Source organism: Pedobacter sp. A2324 (assembly GCF_059693705.1).
The window spans coordinates 123,863-146,579 of the sequence record NZ_JCASSK010000007.1 but is presented as its reverse complement, the minus strand read 5'-3'; the positions used below and the strand labels follow the sequence as shown (position 1 = coordinate 146,579).

Annotated in this window: 22 protein-coding genes and 1 tRNA gene; 5 read left to right on the top strand and 18 right to left on the bottom strand. The window is 43.1% G+C overall.

Going from position 1 to position 22,717, the window contains the following annotated elements:
• Positions 1 to 12 precede the first annotated feature (12 nt).
• From AC570I_RS19770 to AC570I_RS19760, 3 genes are read left to right on the top strand one after another with little or no spacing between them, the layout of a single operon-like run.
• Positions 13 to 726, top strand: coding sequence for a DUF4625 domain-containing protein (locus AC570I_RS19770; protein ID WP_497406867.1), 714 nt, complete (start codon positions 13 to 15; stop codon positions 724 to 726).
• 8 nt (positions 727 to 734) lie between these two features.
• On the top strand, positions 735 to 1,226 hold the full coding sequence (locus AC570I_RS19765; protein ID WP_497406866.1) for a DUF4625 domain-containing protein: 492 nt from the start codon (positions 735 to 737) through the stop codon (positions 1,224 to 1,226).
• An 18-nt stretch (positions 1,227 to 1,244) separates the two neighbouring features.
• Positions 1,245 to 2,483 carry a YncE family protein gene (locus tag AC570I_RS19760; RefSeq protein ID WP_497406865.1) on the top strand — a complete coding sequence of 413 codons (1,239 nt, stop codon included), beginning with the start codon at positions 1,245 to 1,247 and terminating at the stop codon, positions 2,481 to 2,483.
• A 202-nt stretch (positions 2,484 to 2,685) separates the two neighbouring features.
• Here the strand turns inward: AC570I_RS19760 and AC570I_RS19755 are convergent, their stop codons facing one another.
• The 5 genes from AC570I_RS19755 to AC570I_RS19735 all read right to left on the bottom strand — a co-directional run bounded on the left by AC570I_RS19755 (position 2,686) and on the right by AC570I_RS19735 (position 6,150).
• The gene (locus AC570I_RS19755) at positions 2,686 to 3,582 is read right to left on the bottom strand and encodes an NmrA family NAD(P)-binding protein (RefSeq protein ID WP_497406864.1); all 897 of its coding nucleotides are present in this window, start codon (positions 3,580 to 3,582) and stop codon (positions 2,686 to 2,688) included.
• A gap of 12 nt (positions 3,583 to 3,594) precedes the next feature.
• Entirely contained in the window at positions 3,595 to 4,524 is a 930-nt protein-coding gene (locus AC570I_RS19750) for an alpha/beta fold hydrolase (RefSeq protein ID WP_497406863.1), read from the bottom strand.
• Between the two features lie 74 nt (positions 4,525 to 4,598).
• Positions 4,599 to 5,168 (bottom strand): Crp/Fnr family transcriptional regulator, encoded by a 570-nt coding sequence (locus AC570I_RS19745; RefSeq protein WP_497406862.1) that lies wholly within the window; start codon positions 5,166 to 5,168, stop codon positions 4,599 to 4,601.
• Positions 5,169 to 5,257: 89 nt separating this feature from the next.
• On the bottom strand, positions 5,258 to 5,791 hold the full coding sequence (locus AC570I_RS19740; RefSeq protein ID WP_497406861.1) for a GNAT family N-acetyltransferase: 534 nt from the start codon (positions 5,789 to 5,791) through the stop codon (positions 5,258 to 5,260).
• A gap of 32 nt (positions 5,792 to 5,823) precedes the next feature.
• On the bottom strand, positions 5,824 to 6,150 hold the full coding sequence (locus tag AC570I_RS19735) for a DMT family transporter (protein ID WP_047800979.1): 327 nt from the start codon (positions 6,148 to 6,150) through the stop codon (positions 5,824 to 5,826).
• Positions 6,151 to 6,291: 141 nt separating this feature from the next.
• On the opposite strand from AC570I_RS19735, the gene AC570I_RS19730 reads away from it, so the two are divergent.
• Positions 6,292 to 7,158, top strand: coding sequence for a LysR family transcriptional regulator (locus AC570I_RS19730; RefSeq protein WP_497406860.1), 867 nt, complete (start codon positions 6,292 to 6,294; stop codon positions 7,156 to 7,158).
• Between the two features lie 180 nt (positions 7,159 to 7,338).
• Here the strand turns inward: AC570I_RS19730 and AC570I_RS19725 are convergent, their stop codons facing one another.
• The 6 genes from AC570I_RS19725 to glgP form a co-directional block, all read right to left on the bottom strand.
• Positions 7,339 to 8,664: a MutS-related protein gene (locus AC570I_RS19725; protein WP_497406859.1), complete on the bottom strand. Its 1,326-nt coding sequence runs from the start codon at positions 8,662 to 8,664 to the stop codon at positions 7,339 to 7,341.
• 162 nt (positions 8,665 to 8,826) lie between these two features.
• A complete protein-coding gene (locus tag AC570I_RS19720) occupies positions 8,827 to 12,057 on the bottom strand; it encodes an error-prone DNA polymerase (protein ID WP_497406858.1) in 3,231 nt (1,076 codons plus the stop codon).
• A gap of 11 nt (positions 12,058 to 12,068) precedes the next feature.
• Complete coding sequence (locus AC570I_RS19715; protein WP_497406857.1) at positions 12,069 to 13,577, bottom strand: Y-family DNA polymerase; 1,509 nt, start codon at positions 13,575 to 13,577, stop codon at positions 12,069 to 12,071.
• A 5-nt stretch (positions 13,578 to 13,582) separates the two neighbouring features.
• Positions 13,583 to 14,320 (bottom strand): ImuA family protein, encoded by a 738-nt coding sequence (locus AC570I_RS19710; protein WP_497406856.1) that lies wholly within the window; start codon positions 14,318 to 14,320, stop codon positions 13,583 to 13,585.
• A gap of 140 nt (positions 14,321 to 14,460) precedes the next feature.
• The gene (locus AC570I_RS19705) at positions 14,461 to 14,610 is read right to left on the bottom strand and encodes a hypothetical protein (protein WP_497406855.1); all 150 of its coding nucleotides are present in this window, start codon (positions 14,608 to 14,610) and stop codon (positions 14,461 to 14,463) included.
• On the bottom strand, positions 14,610 to 16,106 hold the full coding sequence (glgP, locus tag AC570I_RS19700; RefSeq protein ID WP_497406854.1) for an alpha-glucan family phosphorylase: 1,497 nt from the start codon (positions 16,104 to 16,106) through the stop codon (positions 14,610 to 14,612). Before glgP ends, AC570I_RS19705 begins: the two co-directional genes overlap by 1 nt.
• Before the next feature lie 325 nt (positions 16,107 to 16,431).
• Between glgP and AC570I_RS19695 the strand changes: the two genes are divergently transcribed.
• A tRNA-Leu gene (locus tag AC570I_RS19695) sits at positions 16,432 to 16,513 on the top strand.
• A gap of 69 nt (positions 16,514 to 16,582) precedes the next feature.
• Here the strand turns inward: AC570I_RS19695 and AC570I_RS19690 are convergent.
• The 7 genes from AC570I_RS19690 to AC570I_RS19660 form a co-directional block, all read right to left on the bottom strand.
• Positions 16,583 to 17,077 carry a hypothetical protein gene (locus AC570I_RS19690; RefSeq protein WP_497406853.1) on the bottom strand — a complete coding sequence of 165 codons (495 nt, stop codon included), beginning with the start codon at positions 17,075 to 17,077 and terminating at the stop codon, positions 16,583 to 16,585.
• Positions 17,078 to 17,150: 73 nt separating this feature from the next.
• A complete protein-coding gene (locus AC570I_RS19685) occupies positions 17,151 to 18,683 on the bottom strand; it encodes a DEAD/DEAH box helicase (RefSeq protein WP_497406852.1) in 1,533 nt (510 codons plus the stop codon).
• Positions 18,684 to 18,805: 122 nt separating this feature from the next.
• A complete protein-coding gene (locus tag AC570I_RS19680) occupies positions 18,806 to 20,005 on the bottom strand; it encodes an ATP-binding protein (RefSeq protein ID WP_497406851.1) in 1,200 nt (399 codons plus the stop codon).
• A 1-nt stretch (position 20,006) separates the two neighbouring features.
• The gene (locus AC570I_RS19675; protein WP_497406850.1) at positions 20,007 to 21,014 is read right to left on the bottom strand and encodes an ATP-binding protein; all 1,008 of its coding nucleotides are present in this window, start codon (positions 21,012 to 21,014) and stop codon (positions 20,007 to 20,009) included.
• Positions 21,007 to 21,426 carry an anti-sigma regulatory factor gene (locus AC570I_RS19670; RefSeq protein WP_231582718.1) on the bottom strand — a complete coding sequence of 140 codons (420 nt, stop codon included), beginning with the start codon at positions 21,424 to 21,426 and terminating at the stop codon, positions 21,007 to 21,009. Before AC570I_RS19670 ends, AC570I_RS19675 begins: the two co-directional genes overlap by 8 nt.
• Positions 21,401 to 21,808 carry an STAS domain-containing protein gene (locus AC570I_RS19665; RefSeq protein WP_497406849.1) on the bottom strand — a complete coding sequence of 136 codons (408 nt, stop codon included), beginning with the start codon at positions 21,806 to 21,808 and terminating at the stop codon, positions 21,401 to 21,403. Before AC570I_RS19665 ends, AC570I_RS19670 begins: the two co-directional genes overlap by 26 nt.
• 5 nt (positions 21,809 to 21,813) lie before the next feature.
• Complete coding sequence (locus tag AC570I_RS19660) at positions 21,814 to 22,680, bottom strand: STAS domain-containing protein (protein WP_497406848.1); 867 nt, start codon at positions 22,678 to 22,680, stop codon at positions 21,814 to 21,816.
• Positions 22,681 to 22,717: the final 37 nt, after the last annotated feature.

Below are 22,717 nucleotides of genomic sequence, written 5' to 3'. Positions count from 1 at the left end.
AACAAAACATCCATGATGAACAAAATTACCAAACCCTTTTTAGGGCTGATGCTGATTGCAGCAACCTTTACTGCTTGTAAAAAAGAAGAAAGCCCTACCGACCCGCCAACCATTACAAATCTGGAAGTTGGTACCGGCAACAACAAAACCGCTTATCCTGGAACCGACATTCATCTTGAGGCGGACCTTTTTGCAATGAGCAATTTAGCGGGTGTTGATTTAATCATTAAACCGAAATCAGGTACAGGTTGGAACTTCAATCAAAACTATACTGAAGGTTTTGCAAACGTAAAAAACGCAAATTTCCATCAACATATTGACATTCCGGCCACTGCCCCGGTGGGAAATTATATGGTAACGATAAAAGTGACCGATCAGCTGGGAAGAACAACCGAAGTGACCAGTGAGCTGGAAATAAAATATGACCCGACACTTCCGGGTGCTACAGGTTTTGAGGTGGGTTTAAATTCTGCGGGCAATGATTTACATGTTGAAGCCAACCTTAATGCCACTAATAAAATAGCCAGAGTGGAAGTGGAAGTACATGGTTCGGCCTGGGAAAAGGATTTTCTATTTACTGATGCGGCCATGGTTGGCTTAACCAGCTACAACTTTCACAAACACCTTGATGTTGCGGCTGCACCTAAAGGACATTACCATGTGCACATGAAAATTGTAGATCAGCTGGGGAAAGAAAATGAATTTGAGGAACATTTTGACAAGTAAAATAAATTATGAAAAAAAACACATTCAAATTGCCAAGGATCAGTTTTGCCGCTTTAGGTGTTTTATGCATTCTGCTGCTGAATAATTGTAAAAAAGAAACGGATGACATTGATACTACCTACCCTGAAATTATGGCAAGTGCAACAGCGTTTCCGCAACAATGCAGTGTAATTAAACGTGGTGAACCCTTTAGTTTCAAAGCGCAGGTAAGTGACAATGTAGCATTGGGCTCCATAAGCATTGATATCCATCATAATTTCGATCATCATTCTCATAGTACTGAAGTCAACAGTTGCAATATGGAAGCCATAAAAACACCGGTGAAACCTTACTTACTGATTAGGGAGGTAAGCATTCCGGCAGGACAAAAAAACTATGAAGCCACGGCCATTATAAACGTACCTGCAGATGTAGATCCGGGAGATTATCATTTTTTGATCAGAGTTACCGACAAAGCCGGATGGCAAACGATTAAAGGAATCAGCGTAAAAATTAATTAATCAATAAAATCAAACCTTATGTTATCTAAAAACAACTTTAAAAAAACCGCCTTACTGGTGGCTATTGCTGCAACCTTTGCCGCATGTAAAAAAGACAGTGAACAACCTGAAGAAACTCCGGCACCAGTGGCAAAGGAATTTAAGTATGTACGTTTGCTTACTGCAGACGAATCGTCAAACAAACTGACATTGATCGACCCTTCAACAGCTGCAGTCACTGCTTTTGATACGAAATTCCCTTTGGCTAATCTGTATGCAACCTCTTCGGGAAGATATGCTGCCGTGCTTTATGGCGCGCAGAATCTGGTGGAAGTTTTCGACAGCGGCCTTGCATCTCATGTGGACCATGTTGATGTGTTGAACAATCCGAAATGGGCAACCATTACAGCAACAGGCATTAAGCCCACCCATTTCAAAACCAAAGCCAACGAAAGTTTAATTTTCAATGATGGAGATGGAACTTTAAGCCGTGGCATAGAAAGTGATTTTAACGCAGCAGGCGCTAAATTTTCAACTGTGAATGCTGGTCTTTTGCCACATCATGGTGCGATGGCTCAATTTACCAACGGAACCTATGCAGTTACTTCTACAGCTGTTGCCGGAGCATCTCCAAACCGTGTTTTGATTATCGACAAAAACGGTAAAACTGTGTATGCCTCTACATTGGAAATCGGCGCCATTCATGGTAATGCGAGCGATGGTACGAATGCTGTTTTTGGCGGCTTTAGCAGCTCTGCCGCAACTGCAGGTGGTGTTTTGGTTGTGAAATCTACAGGCGAGCAAAGATTGATCCCTAACCCCGATGGCTTCGGTGCATTTAGGTTGGCCAGCATTTATTATGCAGAGTGGGCAAAAAAGTTTATTGGTTACGTGGCCACGAAAGGTGCTTATCTGGTAGATATTACCACAGATAAAATTACACCAATTTACAGCGGAGCCGATGCTTTTCAATGTAAAGTTGATTTTGCAGGTAAAAACTTACTGGTGCTGACTTTGGATGGAAAACTAAGGGTTTACGATTTAACAACAGGAACTTTGAAGAAGGAAGGCACTGTAATTTCGGCAACTGCCAGTACAGATACTTACAAACCAGTGCTGGAAGCAACAGGCAAATTTGCATATATCGCAATGCCGGCTTTGGGCGAAGTTCATCAAATCGATCTATCCACTTTTGCAGTTACCGCGAAACATAAAGTTTCTGCTAAACCAGTGCGTTTGGCCATCTTTGGTTTCGAAAGCGATGCTTCACACAATTAGTTAGTAAACAGTCCGATCGCTGTTATTGAATAGGTCTGCTTTTATGCTTGTCAGGTTGAGCTTGTCGGAAAAATTCAGAAAACGTTTTTTGATCCTCCGACAAGCTTGAGCTGACAATTTTGGTTATGCCCCTTTAGCAAGCATTGGTTGCCAGCGGTAAAAAAAGCATAAAGAATAGATTATGAAACTCACAGAATTAATTTTATTTCAGGAAAGTTTCGATGAATGCTGAAGCAGAGGTCCATTTTAAATTTCCATACAGGTGATTATCTATTTCCGGATGTTGAGTTGAAAACATGGAATAAAGGTATTGCGCCTGTTGCCATTTTGAATACAATTCCACCTCTCCAGAAGGATTGCTTGCCCTTTGCAGCTTGATCGATTCTAAAAATTGATCCATTTCAGAAAGCTTGTGTACGGTAAATGTTTCACCGGTAACCGACTGAATCAGTTCAGCTAAGCCATTTGGACTTATTTGAAAACTGGCAATGTGTAAATTACGCGGGGTCTGCTCCTGTAATGCGACCTCAGATGTGAAGGCAGCCGTATTTGGTATTGTAGTAAAGTCCAGTTTCCAATCTGCTTTATCACCCCAATATCCGATAGTTTTGTTTTTAAGATTAAGTATGGGTGTGTTATATTTGAGAATATCAGCAAAGGCACCATTAAAGATTGAAGTGACGGATATGTCTGTCTTATCGATGTGTTCTTTAAAGTTTCTTCTTAAGTCAAAGTTTCGGTTTTCTTCCGGGATTAATGTGTTAAAGTCTGTGCAAAAATCTGAGGGTATGAATCGTTTAACCCCCGCGCTTAATGCTGCATCTAACAAAGTTTTCTGCGTGTCTAATATCACATCTGAGAGTCCGGCAAGTGCAGAGATCAAGCAGTGAACACCTTCACAAGCTTTAATGAGACTTTCTGAATCATTATAATTTACAGGAATCACTTCTATTCCAGCCTCTTTTAAGATAGATGTCTTGGTAACATCACTATCATTCCTTACCAACGCTTTTACTAACGCACCCCGTTTTACGAGTTCAAGAGAGATCATTTTGCCCAGATTTCCGGTTGCGCCGGCAACTAAAATTATTTTTTTCATGTTATAAAGGGTTTAATCTTTTAAAAACGTATTCACTGCATTGACAACCATGTCCGGAGATTCCTCGAACATGTAGTGACCGCTCGCAGTGAGGTCTGTTAAGGAGCTGTTCTGACATAAATAAGGCATAGCCATCTTCATATACTGATAGCTTACGTTACTGCCCATTCCAAGTATAGGCATTGAAAGTGGCTGGTAGGTTTTGCTATCCTCAATATCCTGAGCAAAGGTTTGATACCAGGCATTTGATGCTCTGATGCTTTGGTGGTCATCATAAGCCTTGGCATAAATGGCTCGTTCCTGCTCACTCATCTTCAAAGGGTCAATCATAACATAATTGAAAAGCCAGTCAATAAGATATCTAAAACGGCCTTCAAGAATCTTTTCGGGAAGTTCTTTAACCTGATTAAATCCCATCCACCAGGCATAAGGCATATTGGTATCCATTTTCTCCCCGAAAGTACCCGCGGCAGGAATCAAAGGCATTTGCAACATCCCCTCGCTTGGATGTAACCCATCGGCCACGATAAGCTTTTCAACATACTGCGAATGATTGAATGCCAGGCTCATGGCCACCATGCCACCAATATCATGCCCCATAATGTTTACCTTTTCAAAACCGAGTTTCTTAATTAATTCCAGGATATCTCTGGCCATATTTTTTTTGTCGAATCCGGAAACTGGTTTCTCTGAAGTACCCATCCCTCTGATGTCTACAACGATTACCCGATGTTGCTTTGATAGTTCTATTGCCACCTTACGATAAGAGTACCAGGTTTGTGGCCAGCCAGGCAGGCATATCAATGGAGTACCGGCACCACCCTCTACATAATGGAGGTCGATACCGTTTACGTTAACATAGTGGTTGGTGAAACCCGGAAACTGTTTAACCAGTTCCTCATCTGAAAATAGGTTTTGTTGCTCTTTGAAATGATCGCTCATGGTATCCTTTGTTTTGTTTGAACAAAGTTAAAGCCAGATCACATCAATAAAACTACCAATTGGTAGATATTCACTTATCTGATTTTATTCCTGATTCTGCTTAAGGCATTAGGGGTGATTCCAAGTATGGAAGCAAGTTGATTTACTGGTATCTTTTGAAGCATTTCGGGAGTCAGTAAAAATCTTCGATATCTTTCTTCAGCAGATAGTGTTTGGAAATTTAATAGCTGATCTATCATTCTTGCAACTGTTGCTTCCCAGATTTTGCGACCGAATTCCTCCCAGGCAGGGATGTATGCATAGAGGAAATCCATATCCTTTTTATCTAAGACAATTAGCGTTGTTTCTTCAACGGCCTGTATATTAAACCGGGTCGGCTTTTGTGGATGGAGGCTGGAGATTTCACTGAAAAACTCATTTTGAAAGCATACCCAGGTAGTGGTTTCCTTATCGTTGAGCTCATAATAAAACCTCAGCCCCCCTTTGGCAACGTAGTAATACTGGTTGGCAATCTGACCAGCTTTTAACACCAACTTACCTTTAGGGATAACCTTCAACCTGCATTTAGAAATGACCAGATCTAACTCTTGCGCTTCAAGATATACTACTTCGCTAACGAATTTGCTAAATTGTTTAAGTTCCATTAATACCTGCAAATTTACTACAAAGCTTAAAATTCAGGTCACTATTGTGCTTCTAAATAATAAAAACTACATCTTAACCTGTTTTTCGTTTATTGTAGCTCCGGATTTATATTTTTTTTCATGATGATATCGGTTTGTTCGTCATTACCCAATTTAAAAACATGTTTGCCGAACGCAACAAATCCATTCTTCTCGTAAAAGCGGATGGCCCTGAGGTTGTTTTCCCATACGCCCAACCAAATGAAAGGTGCTTTTAATTCTTCGGCTACGTGCAGGGCTTTATGATAAAGAATTTGGCCTACTTTCTGCCCGTGATAGGCAGCAAGGACATATATACGCTCAATCTCAAGGGCACCCTGCTCCAGTATTTCAGTTTGTGCATTCCCGGTATTCAGTTTCAGGTAACCAATCACTTGCCGATTTAATGTGGCAAAGTAAAACTGAGAGGCAATATTACTGACTTCTTCAGTCAGTTTTGCAATGGAAAAACCTTCTTCCAGATACTTCGCCATGTTATCGGCACTGTTAGTATCGGAAAAGGTTTCTTCAAAGGTTTGCCTGCCGGTTTGTGCCAAAGCTTCGATATCATTCAGGGTTACTTTCTTAATTTCTACGTGATCCATTTTATGTTGTATTAAATAATGGTAATGTTCTGCTAATGCGATACAGCCTTTAATCCGATAATAGAGCCAATGAGTGTGACAAGGAAGAGCAGCCTCAAAAATGTTGCGGGTTCTTTGAATACTAGTATGCCAACCATGACGGTACCCACCGCACCTATGCCCGTCCATACCGCATACGCCGTTCCAATAGGTAAGGTTTGTGTAGCTTTGATCAGGAGTGCCATGCTTAAAGTGAGCATCACCAGAAACCCGGCATACCAGCCATACATCTCATTTCCGGCGGTATCCTTAGCCTTACCGAGACAGAAGGCGAATGCAACTTCGCAAAGGCCACCAATGATTAAAAATATCCAGTTCATTTTTTATGATTTATAGCGGTAACGTAAACATTACTTTATTTTTCTTATACCACCAGTACATTGGTGAAAGTAACAAAACTACATGATATGCTGATGCCTAAAAATGCTATTTTCGCATGAACTAATGTTTATATTACATTAATGAATATTCAACAGATCAAATATTTTCTAATCCTGGCGCAGGAACTCCACTTCTGGAAAACAGCAGGAAGGACACATATCACCCAATCTGCCCTTAGCCGCCAGATTCAGGCATTGGAACGGGAACTAGGCGTTCAGCTATTCGAGCGTGACAAGAGAAATGTTAAACTTACCTCAGCCGGGCAGTTTTTGAAAGAAAAGTGGGAAGTACAAATAAACGAGCTGGAGTTTTTCCATGAACACGCCCGCCAGATGCAGTTAGGTGAAAGCGGCACCATCATTATAGCGCACCCCGATTCAATATCTGCCTCCCTTATGCCCGACATGCTGAGTAGCATTGCTTCCGCCTATCCTAAACTTAATATCGAGCTGGTACAGGTAAGGTACGAAGATCAGCAGGAATTTTTAAGGAACTATAAAGTAGACCTGGTTATTACGAGGGATATCAATAAAACCGATGATATCAGTTCTGAGCAGATTGCTACCGATCATTTGTCTATCGTGGTGCCCGATAGCCATCCTTTTCAAAGCGTTGAGGATCTTACCACAGAAACTCTTGACAGCCAGAAATTTATCCTGCCCATAAAAGACGAGGGAAGCAGCTACAGCGACCTTATCCAGCAGTTGTTCCGTGCTTATAATGTTGTACCTAATGCTTATTTACATTCAGAATTCGGTTCGGCAATTATTTCACTGGTGAAAAGGGGATTGGGTATAGCGGTATTACCCACCTCCTACATGTGGCATGAAACACCCGGCATTAGATTTATTACTTTGCCGTATCAAACCGATTTGTTCCTGAACTGGAGAGTCAATGATCATCATCCGGTACTGAATAACGTGCTAAAGCTTATCTTGAAACGATAAGATTTATAGCGGCGTTACCTGTTTTTTATTGAGACAAGACATGTCATACCCTGCATAGCCATTGGACAAAACCCTATCTGTTTATCATGGTGGCTAAACTGGTGATCTGCCTGGGGTGGTTTAAAGATAAATACAGGGGATTTTGAATAGTCAACAAATACCATAAAATAACGTTGTACTTTATCTGTTGGCATTTTTATGGAGAATTTTTAAAATACCTTCATTCTCAATGATCCAATGCCCCATTCGATCTGTACTAATTCCTGCTAATAACCGACGGGAGAAAACCGGCGAGTTATGGATCATTTGTGTTTCCAGGTATCGAAAATCGATGTGAACATTGCTTTCCAGTTCCTGGGCTACTTCAACAATATGAGTTGAAACTAAAAACAAGCAGGTTTTGATTTTCGAAAATGCATCAATAATTGATATAGACGCATCATGAGCATCTATTACGTTTGTTCCTCGGAATAGTTCATCAAAAATAACAACAGTTTTTGATGAACTGGTAAGCTTCGCAACATCTTTGACACGTTTAACTTCATTATAAAAATGGCTGAATCCGGCAGTTAAATTGTCGGATAGGTTTATTGTGGTTACTAGTCCATCGAAAATAGTTGAAGTGATGTGCTGAGCAGGAACTGGAAATCCTAAATGTGTGAGGTAAACTGCTATTCCGACCGATTTAAGAAATGTTGATTTTCCGGCCATATTCACGCCTGTAATGAACGAAACATTTTTTTCAGAAGAGATACAGAAATCATTGACGATTGGATTTTCGACAAACAGGTGTCGCAAATCCTTAATTTGAATAAAATTGTCCTGTTTATCACTAATAACGGGATAGTTTAGCTGATAACTTCGCGCTGTTTTTGCAACAGCAAAATAGGCGTCCAATTCATATACAAATGACAGTAACTGATTAATTTTACTTTTCTCATTTTTCCTTATTTCATAATCAAGAATGAGTGAAGCAGAAAAACTGAGCGCTTTATCGGAAGAAATATAATAGGAAATTTCTTTATTCGACTTAATAGAGACAATTATTTCGGATAACTTTTTGAGAAAAGGATAATCAATAACATCTTTTAAATCAACAAGTAAAGCATCGATATAGCTAATCAGTTGAATGACTTCATTTGTACCTCTGTTTCTTAGATACAGCTCTTTAGTAGGGTTAAGCTTATCGTAAACGACCTGAATTAGTCTTAAGCCTGACGTAGTGTTTCCGGAGAAAGTATTTTGGCGAAGATAATATTCAATAAAATCAATTGATTCTTTATCGAGATCAAAATTGATATCGCTCTTTTGTAGCTGTTCAATTAGGGCTATTCTTTGTGAAATTAATGATGAACTGGTTAGTGGATGCTTGAATATAGATTTTAAAGTGGCGGAACCTTCTATAGTTGTTGTTTTGTCGAATATTTGAAATAAAGATTTAGCGCCATAACCGTTAAAGATTTCAAGGTCGTCTATAGTTTGCTGATCTATACTGAACTGACTCATTATCATGTATTAAAAACCTAATATACACATTTGAATTTCAGAAAAAAGTGAGCACTTTAGTTCCTATCTATAAACATGATAAGACAGCCCGAAATATAAGGGGAAGATATCCGGTTTGTACTCATCAACTTTGAGGCACTTATGATTGAGAATAAGATAAAATTATTTAAAATTCCTTCCCCCGTGAAAGGCATCTTTTGTTGCTTCTTCCCTTACCTGCGATCTTTTGTTTTGCGCGGGATAAGGTGCCGATTTCTCATCGCCCCTGGCCAATGTTAATACCGGCAAATTATCCACCTCCCGCTGCACGAGTTTACCCAGCATTTTGGTAAAATCAAAACATTTGCTTACAATAACATGCACCACTTGGCCCTCGCGCTGCAACCGTCCCTCTACCATCAGCAACCTGGAATGCAGAATTTCTTTACGGTAAGTTTCAAATAATTTTTCAAATACCACCAGATTAGAATAGCCGGTTTCATCTTCAATGGTGATAAAACAAACCCCTCCGGCTGTTCCCGGGCGCTGACGTACGAGAACCAGCCCGGCAACTTTAACCAATTGCCCATCGGTAGATTCATGGTTGATGTGGTGGCAGGTACGAATGTTTAACATATCCAGTTGCGAACGTACGAAGCTCACCGGATGTGCTTTGAGGGATAGTCCAACAGTTGCATAATCCTGTACCACGTGCTCGCCTTTGCCCATCAATGGTAATTCCACCTGTGTTTCCAGTACACTCTCGGAAGCCTGACCTTTGAAAAGCTCAACCGGCATATCCTGTAAGGCGGAGACTTCCCATAATGCTTTCCGGCGATCCATCCCCAATGAGCGAAAGGCATCGGCATCGGCTAGCCGCTCCAGGCTGGCAATTGAAATTCCTGCATCACGCAGGGCGGTAATGCTTTTGTAACCCTCGCCCCGCGCATTCACAAGCGTTTCCATTTCTTCTGCCCTCACCCCACTGATTTGCCGGAATCCTAAACGGATGGCAAAATATTTACCCGATTTTTCTTCAAGCCTGTTATCCCAGGTGGAATGGTTGATATCTACTTCGCGGACCTGAACCGTATGTTTCTGTGCATCGATTACGATTTGGGCGGGCTGATAAAAGCCCATCGGCATACTGTTCAATAATGCAGTAGCAAATACATCAGGATAATAATGTTTCAACCAGCAGGATACATATACCAGAAGGGCAAAACTAGCGGCGTGACTTTCAGGAAATCCGTAGCTTCCGAAACCTTCTAATTGCCGGAATATCCGTTTGGCGAATTCTTCTGAATAGCCTTTATTCATCATCCCATCGATTAGCTTCTGCTCATATTGGTTCACCATCCCTTTGAACTTAAAAGTAGCCATGCTTCTGCGCAGTCCATCGGCTTCTGCAGGGGTAAATCCAGCAGCTACAATGGCGATTTTCATGGCTTGTTCCTGGAATAGTGGAACGCCTAAAGTCCTGTGAAGTATAGCCTCCAGTTCTTTGGAAGGATAAACCGGGTCTTCTTCATTATTCCGCCTGCGCAGATAAGGGTGTACCATATCGCCCTGTATCGGGCCTGGCCTGACAATGGCCACCTCAATCACCAGATCATAAAATTCTCTGGGTTTTAATCTGGGCAGCATCGACATCTGGGCGCGGCTCTCAATCTGGAATACCCCTAAAGTATCTGCCACACAGATCATATCATAAACATCAGGATCATCTTCGGGAATATTGGCCAGCGTATATTGCACGCCGTAATGATCCCGGCACAAATCAAAGGCTTTACGGATACAGGTGAGCATGCCCAGCGCCAGGACATCTACCTTTAAAAAACCAAGGGCATCTATATCATCCTTGTTCCATTCGATATTGGTCCGGTCGGCCATGCGGGCATTCAGGATCGGGCAGAGATCAGTCAGCTTGCCCTGCGTTACCACAAAGCCACCCGTATGTTGCCCTAGCTGCCGTGGGAAACCCATCATTTGAGAGGTGAGTTCCAGGGTCTTCTTCAGGTGGGGATCATTCGGGTTGAGACCTTGTTCCGTTACACGTTTACCCTCGAACCATTCATCGGTAAATTCCCAGATGGAACTGGACAAACGGTTAATGGTATCTACGGAAAGGCCCATGGCTTTACCCACATCCCGGATAGCCCCTTTTTGATGTTGCTGAGTTACGGTAGCCACAATGGCTGCCCGGTCGCGGCCGTATTTATTGTAGATATACTGTATGATCTCTTCTCTCCGCTCATGTTCAAAATCGACATCAATATCAGGTGGTTCATTTCTGGCCGGTGAAATGAAACGTTCGAACAGCAAATCGAACTTCATGGGGTTTACCGAAGTGATGCCCAGTACAAAGCAGATGGCTGAATTGGCGGCCGATCCCCTCCCCTGGCACAGGATTCCCCGCGACCTAGCCTCACGCACAATATCTTCTACAAAAAGAAAATAGTTGGCATAATCCATCTGCCTGACATATTCCATTTCACGGTTAATCATATTAATCACCTTCTCCGGGATCTCCTCCCCATAGTATCCGTGTGCACCTTTCCAGGTCAGGTATTCAAGTTCTTCCATTGGGCTTCGCCCGCTTTGATTAATCTCTTCCGGATACACGTATCTAAGCTCATCAAGTGAAAAATTACAGGCTTCGGCAATTACCATGGTATTGTGGATGGCGCTGGGGTACCTTCTGAAGAGACGTTCCATCTCCGCTACCTCTTTCATATACCGTTCGGCATTTTGATGCAAACGAAAGCCAGCTTCCTGAATCGTACATTTTTCACGTACACAGGTCAGCACATCCTGCAATTCCCTGCGTGAGGGATCATGATAATGGATATCACCGGTGGCTACAACCGGGATGTTATAAAATTCCGAGAGCTGTGAAGTCCTAAAGATGAGTTTATCATCATTGCCCATATAAGAGCGCGTTGCGCTGAGGTATAACTGGTTTCCAAATGCCTGCTTGTATTCGGCCACGGCGTTGATGAAATCCGTTTCATATTGAAAGCGGCGGTTGAGCACTCCCGGCATCACTACCATAAAAATGATGCCTTTGCTATGCGCATACACATCTGCCCGTGAGATATGGCAGGAACCTTTTTCGGCCCGCATATTCCCCAGGGTTAATAATGCCGAGAGCCGACCATAAGCCTCTTTATCCGTAGGGTAAGCCAGCAGAGCTGGCCCATCTAACAGATCTAGTCTGCAGGCAGGAATCAGCTTAACATTGGTTTCCCTGCAGGCCGCATGGGCACGCACGATTCCGGCAAGGGTATTCCGATCGGTAATGGCGATCTTATGATAACCAAACGATTCGGCCTGTTGCACCAGTTCATGGGCATGGGATGCCCCGCGCAGAAAGCTAAAATTTGAAGTGATCTGTAATTCGCTATATGTCATAACCCATTTCTTTAAGCAAAAAATCCATGAATAAACCATTGATACTTTTCATCACCGCCATAGTGCCCGGAACGGAATAGCCAGTAACGGCTACCCTGCTCATCTTCCACCTGATAGTAATCCCGGTGCTCCCCCTGATCTAACCACCACTCCCGCTCAATCCGCTCAGGGCCATCGGCTTTGGTGATCAGATGGCGAACACCATTGTAGATAAAAAACTTGGGCGGGTGATCGGGAATCAGTGCCATCACTTCGATGGGTGCAGGATTCTTCAGTAACTCCGTAGGCCGCGGCTTATCCACCCGCCAGCCGGATATGGATTTTTCGGTGATGGATGCCGCGCGTAAAACTGACCGCTCGGGCCAGAACCTGGTCGCCGGTAAATATCTTTGTATGGCCTGCGGACCAACCTTTCCTGCTACACGGTCCAAAAGGCGGATCACACTCTGATCATCCAGTCCGGGTGTGGAAGTCCACATCTCTTCCTGAGCGATTTGCACATCATCTACTTTGGGTGCATCGAGCACGAAAAGCTCAATCCCCAATCCCGGCCGGATCTGATCGATCTTCAACTCAAAAAGCTTGAAAAGATGGCTGATGCTATGGGTGGCAGCGCTGGTACCGATGGAAACCTGCACGATTTTACCATCAATCCGGTAACCAGTCAGTATTCCGGCACGCAGCCCCTGGCCTTCTGCCTGCATGCGTTTACACAGGCTTTTCAGCATTTTGGTAATGGCAATTTCTATTCCCACTTTAGTTTTAATGGGCTCCAGGCAGGCCAGCCTTTCACTGAAAGGAACAGGTACTTGTAGTGGCACCAGTACTTCAGTTTCGGTACCGATGGCCTGGGCAAGCCGCAACAGGAAATCTTCGCCAAAGCGCCTGCGTAAAATAGAGCGGGGCATGCCGATAAAACTTTTAATCTGATAAAAGCCCAGTTTACGCAGTTTCACCAGTGTAGAGGCATCCAGTCGCAGCGCATCAGGCTCAAGCGCAAGCAATGCATCAACATGTGCTCCGGTGGGAATTAATGGGGTAAGCTTGCCATAATGCGATACTGCCCAGGCAGCACCAGGTGTATCGGCAATGGCTAAGCGGACGTTATATCCTTTGCTTTTTAACCGGGAAACAATTTCTTTCAGGTATTCCCGCTCGCCGCCCCAAAGGTGTGCGCAGCCCGAAATATCCAGCAACAGTCCATCCATTCCAAACTCATCAATGGCCACAACAGGCGAATAACGAACGCACCATTCACCCAGGCCTTTAAGTAGTTTTTTTGCCCGGCCAGGTTTATCATCAAGAATTTCCAGTCCCGGACAAATGGCCTTTGCATCGGCTGCGCGCATACCCACTTCAACCCCAAAGCCAAAAGCTAACGGACTTACTGCGGTGATCATCATACGCCCATGATCGGGCGCAGCAAAAACAAAAGGCACTTCAGCAAGTTCCGGACGGCGGATAAGCTGCCAGTCAGCCAGCAGCTGGCGGAACCATATGGAAACAAAACGCTTTTGCATGGTGGCTATCCAATTTGCCTGTCCTCCAGATCAGACCACATCGTTGTTGTTTGCACTTCCTTCACTTCTACAAATCTTTCTCCTGCCCATTCCAGTATAAAGGTTCCGGGATTGCCGTTCCGGACTTTTAACAATTCTACCTGCCAGCGCGGGAAACCAAGCCCGGGCATCCCGTCTTCGGTATCAGAAGGCAAAGGACTAATTTTCCACCTCGCAGTGGCAACCGTACTGGCTTTTTTATTTCCGTCCTTGCGCAGTATAAATCCTGTTACCCCGCTGTTTTCTACAGCAAGCTGGAGCCTTCGGGATTCAATGAGCGATACATTATTGACTTCTGCCACCACCGCAGCGAGGCCCTCGCATTTTAAAGCTTCTTCCGTTATCCAGAGCACATCCTTTTCTGTTTGCACATCCATAAAGATGATCCGTTCGGTTTCAACGTTAAAAAGGCTTAAGGAAGCAGGGAATAAATTCCGGGAAGTGCTTACCCAAACGCAGGCGGCACCGTTCTCCATGAGTACGGAAAGCAGCCCGGCAATAAAGCCGTCACTCGCAGCTGCATGTTCGGGATAAAGGGTGATAAATTCATGGATGGCTTTTTTGGGAAATATGCCACCAGGGAAAGCATCTTCGATTTCGCCAAGTCCGATACGCTCAGCTTTGCCGGCAGATTTAGGCTTAAAGCCCTGCCAGAGCAGGATATCCTGCTGCAGTTTTTGAACGATTTCTTTTTTAGCCTCCATGATTATTGCATAATTATAATACTAAATTAAATAGTAATATAAAATTACACAACAAACATAAAGCTAATTTTGTTAGCAATACATGAATTGTGGAAAAGATTAATATTTTGACATGAACTGGCGCATGTAAATTTTGGGATTTAACGGTACATTTTATCGTAATACGCTTTGGCCATTCTTGCAGATTCAAATTCTGGTAGCACTCCCTCAACTCCCTTTTGTATCATATGGAACCAACGATCGCTCTTTTCATAATAAGCAGGTATTACAGCATTTTCAAGCTGATCCATCAGACTGGCGTTTTCCCTAACGTCCCTTTCAGCTTCTGAAATATCTCCGGTGAAGGAGTGATGAGAAAGCAATTTTCTCCATCGATGGCAAATTCAGGAATCCAGCCGTCGGGAATGGAAAGATTGACTGCGCCATTCATTACCGCCGTCATTCCGCTTGTACCTGAGGCTTCCCGATACATTTTCGGATTATTGAGCCAAACGTCAGCACCCTTTTTAAGTAGTGCAGAGAGACCTAATTCGTAGCCTACTAGAACGGCACAATTGGCAAAACTTTTTGTTTTACGAATAATGTCGTTGAAGATCTGATTTGCATCGGCATCTTCAGGATAGGGCTTTCCAGCCCAGATCAGTTGAATGGGCTGATCTGTTTTTGCCAATAGCGCAATAAAACGTTCCCAGTCAAGCATCAACAGGTCTGCTCTTTTATAAGCTGCAAATCGCCTGGCCCAAACAATAGTGAGTACCTCTGTATCGAAGAGTTTTCCCGTTTGATTGGCCACCTCTTTAAAAAGCAGGGATTTCATTTCTTTTTTTCTCGCTGCCAGGCCAGGGTCATCGTTTGCGGTGAGCTTTTCTGCGAGTTCAGCATCCTGCCAGTATTTCTGGTTTTGAGCATTGGTAATGGAGGTGATTTCACATATTCCTTCGTAGTTCCCCCACATTTCCCTGGCAACTTCTCCGTGAAGTTTGGAAACACCATTGGCCTTGCCGGAAAATTTCAATGCGGCAAGTGTATAGTTGAATTGATCACCCTCCAGCCCCAGGATGAATTTCACTTCATGTTCCTGCATGTGATAAAAAAAGGACATCTCTTTGAGCAAAGTAAAGGCGTGCTCCTCATTCCCGGCCAGTTCGGGTGTATGCGTTGTAAACACAACGTGCTTTTTTAATTCATCGAGGTTCTTAAATTTCGAATAAAGGTAAAAATTAAGCGGAACGGCGTGTCCCTCATTCATGTGATAAATTTCTGGCTGCATATTAAGCTGATCCAGAAGCATGCCGCCACCGATACCCAATATCATTGATTGGGCAATACGGGTGGTTTCGTTCGGATCGTATAGCCGGTGGGTGATGCTTTTGCTCACCTCATCATTTTCATCCAGGTCGGTACTCAATAAAAATAAAGGTGCAGTTCCAAAAGTCTCCGGCTTCAATAAATAGGCTTTTACCTTCACCATTGCACTATGTACAGGAACAGAAAAAACGATGCCGGTATCTTCCAGAAAAGAATAGTCCTTCTCAATGAAAGCGGGAACCATATTGTTGTCACGGTCGCGAACCTGATCATAATATCCATACTTCCAGAGCATACCAATACCAATGAGGTTTTGCTTAAGTTCAAAAGCACTGCGGAGATGAGAGCCTGAAAGAAAACCCAGCCCTCCACTGTAAATCTTGAGCGACTGGTCAATGGCAAATTCCATGGAAAAATAAGCAACCGATTTATTGTATTCGGGATTGGGCGTATACCCGAAGATATCTGATGAGGTCATAAGTTGACAGTAAGTTTAAAGTACAGCTTATTCAACATCTCAACCCCTCCAATGTTTTACTTTGCTGTTGATTAGGTTATTCGACCAGCCTGGCTTTTTTCATTCTTCGATCCGCCTGGTTTTTTTCTGTGTATTGCTGGGTACATGGTTGTTTGGTTTTTTTGATTTTTGTGATTGTGAATTACACTTTAAAGCGGAAGTATAGGAGAATATCTTTTTCCCCTTTAAATCATCACATTAGAAAAGCGGATGAAAATTATTATTCAAAAATCCTTTGATTAGTGAATCTGGTTTCTATCTTTGCAGTCCTTAAAACATCCTAACTGCGGAAGTGGCGTAATTGGTAGCCGCACCAGACTTAGGATCTGGCGCTTCACGGCGTGGGGGTTCGAGTCCCTTCTTCCGCACAAAAAAACCGCTTTGATTTTTATCGAAGCGGTTTTTTTATTTTAGACATTTGCATCATTTTGCTGAAGTTAAAATACCCTTACCACAAAATCATCATCAAAATCTGAATTATAAACCTTAAACTCAACAGCCCATTCATCTTCTATCAGATTCCCGATATATTCGGTAAAAAACCGTTTGAAAGCTGTAAAATTGATGCCGGCGCGAGTAACAATGATGTATTCGCTGTCGGTTTGCATGATCACCTGCTCTATGAAATCTTCCCACTTCTGCCTGATTTTTTCGGGTAAGCGGTTGAAATGCTGCTGATCAATAAATATTCCGATATTTAAAACCCTTTCAACACTCAGCTCTTCGCCGTTGACGGCAGTCCACTGCTCATCAATTTTCTTGATGGAACCTAAGAGAAAACCATTCGACAGCACATTCCATCCTTCACCGGGCGCAAATCTCACCAGCTGGTAAACCCTGATTTGGCCACTATCTACAAAATGGTAATCGAGCATCACCATATTTGATCCGGCTATCAGGTCTGCGTTAAATCCCTTCGCATTTTGTTCCATTATGATCGGTATAACTATTTTTTATTTTTTTCAATTAATATCACCTGAGTGCAGGCTTTTACTGGCAACCCGTTTAAACTGCCTCACGCATAACCGGACGTGCATACATCTTCTTTTCAATCATCTTTCTGAGCTTTTTCCTGTAGTCTTCGCCTAGCCATAATCGATAATTTTTGGTCACACTGCCGAGGCATTTACAGAATTCTTTTATTCTCCAGTCGATTTCTTTATCCAGTACCAGGCTCAAATCGAAAGCAGACTGCACAGTAGCGGCATTATCCACACACATCTGCACATGTTGCTCAATGGATTGGCTTATTACGGTCATGGCCTTTTCATCTTGCTGAATGGCCAGTTGATAATGCTGGAGTACATCAAAAGAAACTTCCAGGCTATTGGGAAAAGATGCCCGGAGCTCTGAAGGGATATGATGAATATCTTGTACTGATTTAGATAGTTGGTGGTGGTATTTCTCGGGAAAGTGAAACACATCGTTCCAGTCTACCGGTTCTTCCCAATGGCCAAACCTTTCTACGTTATTGCCAAGATCAATGATACTGAATCGTTTTTTGTTTTTCATGGCACGTGCACCCCTCCCAACCATTTGATGGTATAATGTAAGTGAAGTGGTGGCGCGGTTCAGGATGACGGTTTGTATGGAGGGTTCATCGAAACCGGTGGTGAGAATGGAAACAGAGCTTAATATCGCCCCTTTGGTTTTCTTAAACCATTTCAGGATATCCTTACGCTCGGCGGTTTCTGTTTTATTGTCGAGATGCCTGATGGGATAGCCCAGGGCCATAAATGTTTCACTTACGCGCCGGGAAGTGAAAATACCGTTATTGAAGATGAGGGTTCGTTTTCCTTTTGCGTGAGACTCATATGCTTTAACAAGAAGATCGAGCATGGGCTTGCTGCTGTAAAGCTCATCCGACGTACTTACTGAGAAATCGCCTCCGGTACCTGTAGTGAGGGTATTAAGTTCCACTTCATAATCAAAAGTACGCGGTTTGGCTAAGAAACCTCTGTTAATCAGTTCATCTATCGTAGGGCCAGAAACCAGCATATTGTAATCGCTGTTCAACGGAAGCTCCGGATCGGATGAGAAAGGCGTTGCAGTAACACCAATGATAGATGCAGCGGGAAACTGGTCGAGCAGTTTTCTGAACGAGTTATGGTGTGCTTCATCCACAATCACCAGTCCGATATCCTGTGTATCGAGCAGGTTATCGGAAATTCGGTTATTGAGCGTTTCTACCATCGCCACATAGCATAGATAGGTATCTTTTTTAGGAATACGCTTTACACTGCTGTTGATGATCCTGCATCTTACACCGGCAGATTTGAGTACGCTGGCCGTTTGCGTGCTGAGTTCTTTTCTGTGTGTAAGAACAATGGCTTTACCTTTAAACGATTTGAGATAACGGGATACAATCTGCGAAAAGATTACCGTTTTCCCCCCTCCTGTCGGCAACTGATATAATACCCTGCAATGACCATCGCATTCAGGGTTTTGTAATTGGGTAAATAATGTGTCGATGTCCTTGATCTGGTAATCATAAAGTGCCGCATGCGGGTTTGTATCGGTGGTATTGATGCTGTCCATTCCTCTACAACTCGTTTACGGGTTTAAAGGTTTAGGATAAATGCAGGATATTGATGATTTAGATGGATAAGTTGTACATTCCTTCCACCCTTCCAGCACTTATATGACTTATCGGCTTAATATTACACTACCTGTACCGGTACGGTAAAGAAGAAAGTAGATCCTTCATTTAAAACACTTTTTACCCAGATTTTTCCACCATGATCAGAGATGATTTTAGAAGAAATATAAAGCCCCATACCCAGGCCCGGATGTGAAGTGCTTACCTCATCGAGGCGATAAAATTTATCAAATATTTTGGCGATGCCATCAGGCGACATGCCAAGCCCGCGGTCGGTCACCTTTACAATCACATTATCTTTGGTTTCAGACAATTCTGTTGCGATGTCAATGGTGGAATTTCTGGCAGAATATTTTACAGCATTACCCAGTAAGTTAGTGAGTACCTGCTCTAAACGAAGTGGATCGGCTTTGATTTGGCAGGGTTCACCCAAACTGATATTAATTTGATTACCTGAATGAACATTTGATAAGATGGTTACCGTTTCATTTACAAATTCATTAAGGTCAACATCGACCAGGTCGTATTGTAAGCTCCCGTTTTCTACCTTTGAAACGTCCATGAGTTGCTGTGCAAGAAGGGATAGCTTGGTGGTTTGCATATCAAGCTTATCAATTACGCCGGCTACCTTATCAGTATATTGGTCTTTCAACAATTTCAGCATTTGCGTATAGGCTTTCACCACCGTAATAGGTGTTTTAAGCTCGTGGCTGGCTACAGAAATAAATTCACTTTTCTTCTCATCGAGCTCACGGCGCATTCTGATTTCTTCTTCCTGCTCGCCGGTTAGCCTGTGTAAGTGATTATTTTTCTTTTTAATTTCTTCATAAGCATTTAAAGGAGTTACCTGCTCAAAAAAATCTTTCAGAAGCGCAAGCTTAGGTTCATCAAGTTTTAACGAACGTGGTAAACCCAGTCCCATTTCAATTACATAAGCATTTCCTGACGAACTAAACGAAAAATCGGGAAGCAGCTTTTTTGCATAGAAGAAGCCTTCATCTGTAGCCCTGAAGGTTTGGTCGGAATCAAAAACTACCCTCGCGTATAATGAATATCGTGGATATTTTCCGGAGATAATGATAGTTAAACGGCCATTGTCGGTGTATTCGATTGCAGTTCTGGCGATTTCAGAAACCGCAGTAGCAAAAGTGGTGCGTGTGGCTACAGTAAGCCCCAGCTGCTCGCCCACCTGCATGGATCTGCGGTGAGCCAAAACCAAATCCATTTCATTCTCAAGGGAAATATCTAATACCTCTTTCATACTACCGAACTTTAAGTACTATCACTGACATGTCATCCGTTCCACGGGCATGATCTTTATAAATGCAGGCTGCCAGCAGAACAAGATCGTGTTTTAAAATACCGGGGTACTTTGAAACTTCCCATCTGGTTTTAATACCATCTGAGCAAAGAACCAGCTGGTTGTATTCTGTTGAACTATATACCTGATCATTCATGGTAGTGGGAATGTTGTGCCCAACAATGCCATTATATGACATATGATTTTTTGAAGAAACCGGGCCAATCCACTTTGCAGCTATATTCCCAATTCCGGCCGATAGCCATTCGCCTTTTTCTGCGTCGAAATGGGTAATATTGGCTACCATTCCACGGGTTTTGCGCGTGGCTCCGTGAATAAACCTCAGTGTTGCTGTAGGGCTTTGATCCGGAAAAACTTTAAATACCTTTGTCGCTTCATTTACGGCCAGGTTCGCTTCCGGTCCGTGACCCAATCCATCGCCTAGCATCAGTTTAAAACTATTACCGTTGATACGGCACACAAAGCCATCTCCGCTTACCTTTTCGCCGGGCTTACTTACCACTATCGGCCTGATGAGCAAACCCTTTTTAACCGCTGGCTTTTTGCCCATGTAAATTCTGCTCATTAGAATGGTCCCCCAGCCCACCTGTGAGTAAATATCGAAAGTATCGGAAAGTCTTTTAATACTGCCCAAACCTGCGCCCAGGGTATTACTGGTAGACATGCCATCTTGCAGCATTCTGGATGGGTTCTGTATGCCAGGACCGCGGTCTATACTGATCAGCTCGATATAAGGCACGCCATCCTCCTGAAAAGAGCCGAAAAGGATTTCACCATTATCCGCATATTTAACCAGGTTGCTGGTCATTTCGGCAACAATGATGTCGACCTCTGCTATCCGGGCATGTTCCATGCCTGCATCGAGCAGGCGCTGGTGTATTTCTTTTTTTAGCAGAGAAAAGTAACTTCTGTCGTTTGCCTGAAGGCTTATATGTGTTGCATCAACCATTTGCCCATTTTAATATCATCACTACCGTTCCCTCACCGGGCTTACTTTTTAAGTCAAATTCGTTACAGAGGCGTTTTGCTCCTGGAAGTCCAAGGCCCAGACTTTTTCCTGTAGAAAAGCCATCGCGCATTGCTGCTTCGATATCCGGAATACCTGGTCCATGATCAGTGAAAGTAAGGCGCACGCCGTTATCCCGACCTCGTGTTACCACCTCGATCAGGCAACTGCCGCCGCCCCCGTAACGCAACATATTCCTCAGTAATTCGCTGGCTGCCGTAATCAGCTTGGTTTGATTGACAAGGCCCATTTTGATTTTTACGGCAACTTCCCGCACGCGATTGCGCAACAAAACTACGTCTTGTTCTTTTTGCACCTGAATGTTATCCTTACTCAGCGAAAGTATCATCATCATCGGTTTCGTCTTCGTCCCCGTGGTCATCTCCAATCATCGACTTAAGTAATTTCATTCCCTTTTCTACATCAAGGGCTGTATGCACTCCTTTTAATGGCAGGCCAAGTTCAATTAAAGTAATGGCAACTGCAGGTTGCATGCCCACCACCACTGTTTCGGCATCCAGAATTTTCGACATGCTGGCAATATTTCCAATAATGCGCCCCATAAATGAGTCGACTATCGAAACCGCCGAAATATCAATCAGTACTCCTTTCGAGCCGGTTTTATTCACCATTTGTACCAGATCGGCCTCTAAATCAAGCGCAAGCCTGTCGTAAAGATCAACCTGAATGGTTACCAGCAGAAAGCTTCCCATCCTCAGAATAGGAATTTTATCCATGTTTATTAGAAATTAGGTTTTGCTATTGAACTACTTTTACGAACTTCCAGTCTGAGGACTTTAAACGCATAAGATAATGCACTGGCTAGTGATGCTTTAGTAATAATGTTAGAAAGGTCAATTCCCAAATGAACTACTGTTTGAGCGATTTCCGGGCGAATACCACTGATGATACATTCTGCACCCATTAAACGTGTTGCACTTACCGTTTTGATTAAATGTTGTGCAACCAGTGAGTCGACAGCAGGAACGCCTGAAATATCAAGAATTGCAATGCTTGAACCTGTTTCCACAATCTCCTGAAGAAGATTTTCCATCACAATCTGCGTCCTGGAGCTATCCAGCGTACCGATAATGGGCAAAGCCAGAATGCCATCCCATACGCGGATTACAGGAGTAGAAATTTCTGCAATTTCATCTGTCTGTCTTAGTATCACTTCTTCTCTCCCTTTGATAAAAGTCTCGAAAGTGACAATACTCAGGTTGTCCATCACTTTATTGATCTTCATACTTTCCTCGAAAAGCTGCTTAGGATCTTCAATTTCATGTTGTAAAACTTCCAGTAAAGCATCTTTTAAGCTATGGACAAATCTCCCGGTTTCTCTGGGAGAAAAACCCTGACGGGCACGGGTGATGGCAATACCACCTAATATTTCGATCACCGGATCCCAGCGATCAGCATCGAAATCAACCAGATCATCCCCGGCAAGATTGGTAACCAGCGCAGAGATTAACTCTTCAGACTGACCACGAAGGTCTTCATTACTGATCAGATCTTCTCTGAGGCCATCATCGGAGAGTTGATTTTTCATCCAGATTTCAAGGATGTTCTTTTTTTGTTTCTGTAACAATTTCAGCGTGTTAAATGACATTTTTTTTTAAAAAGGATGGTTAAGGTGTTAAACTCGA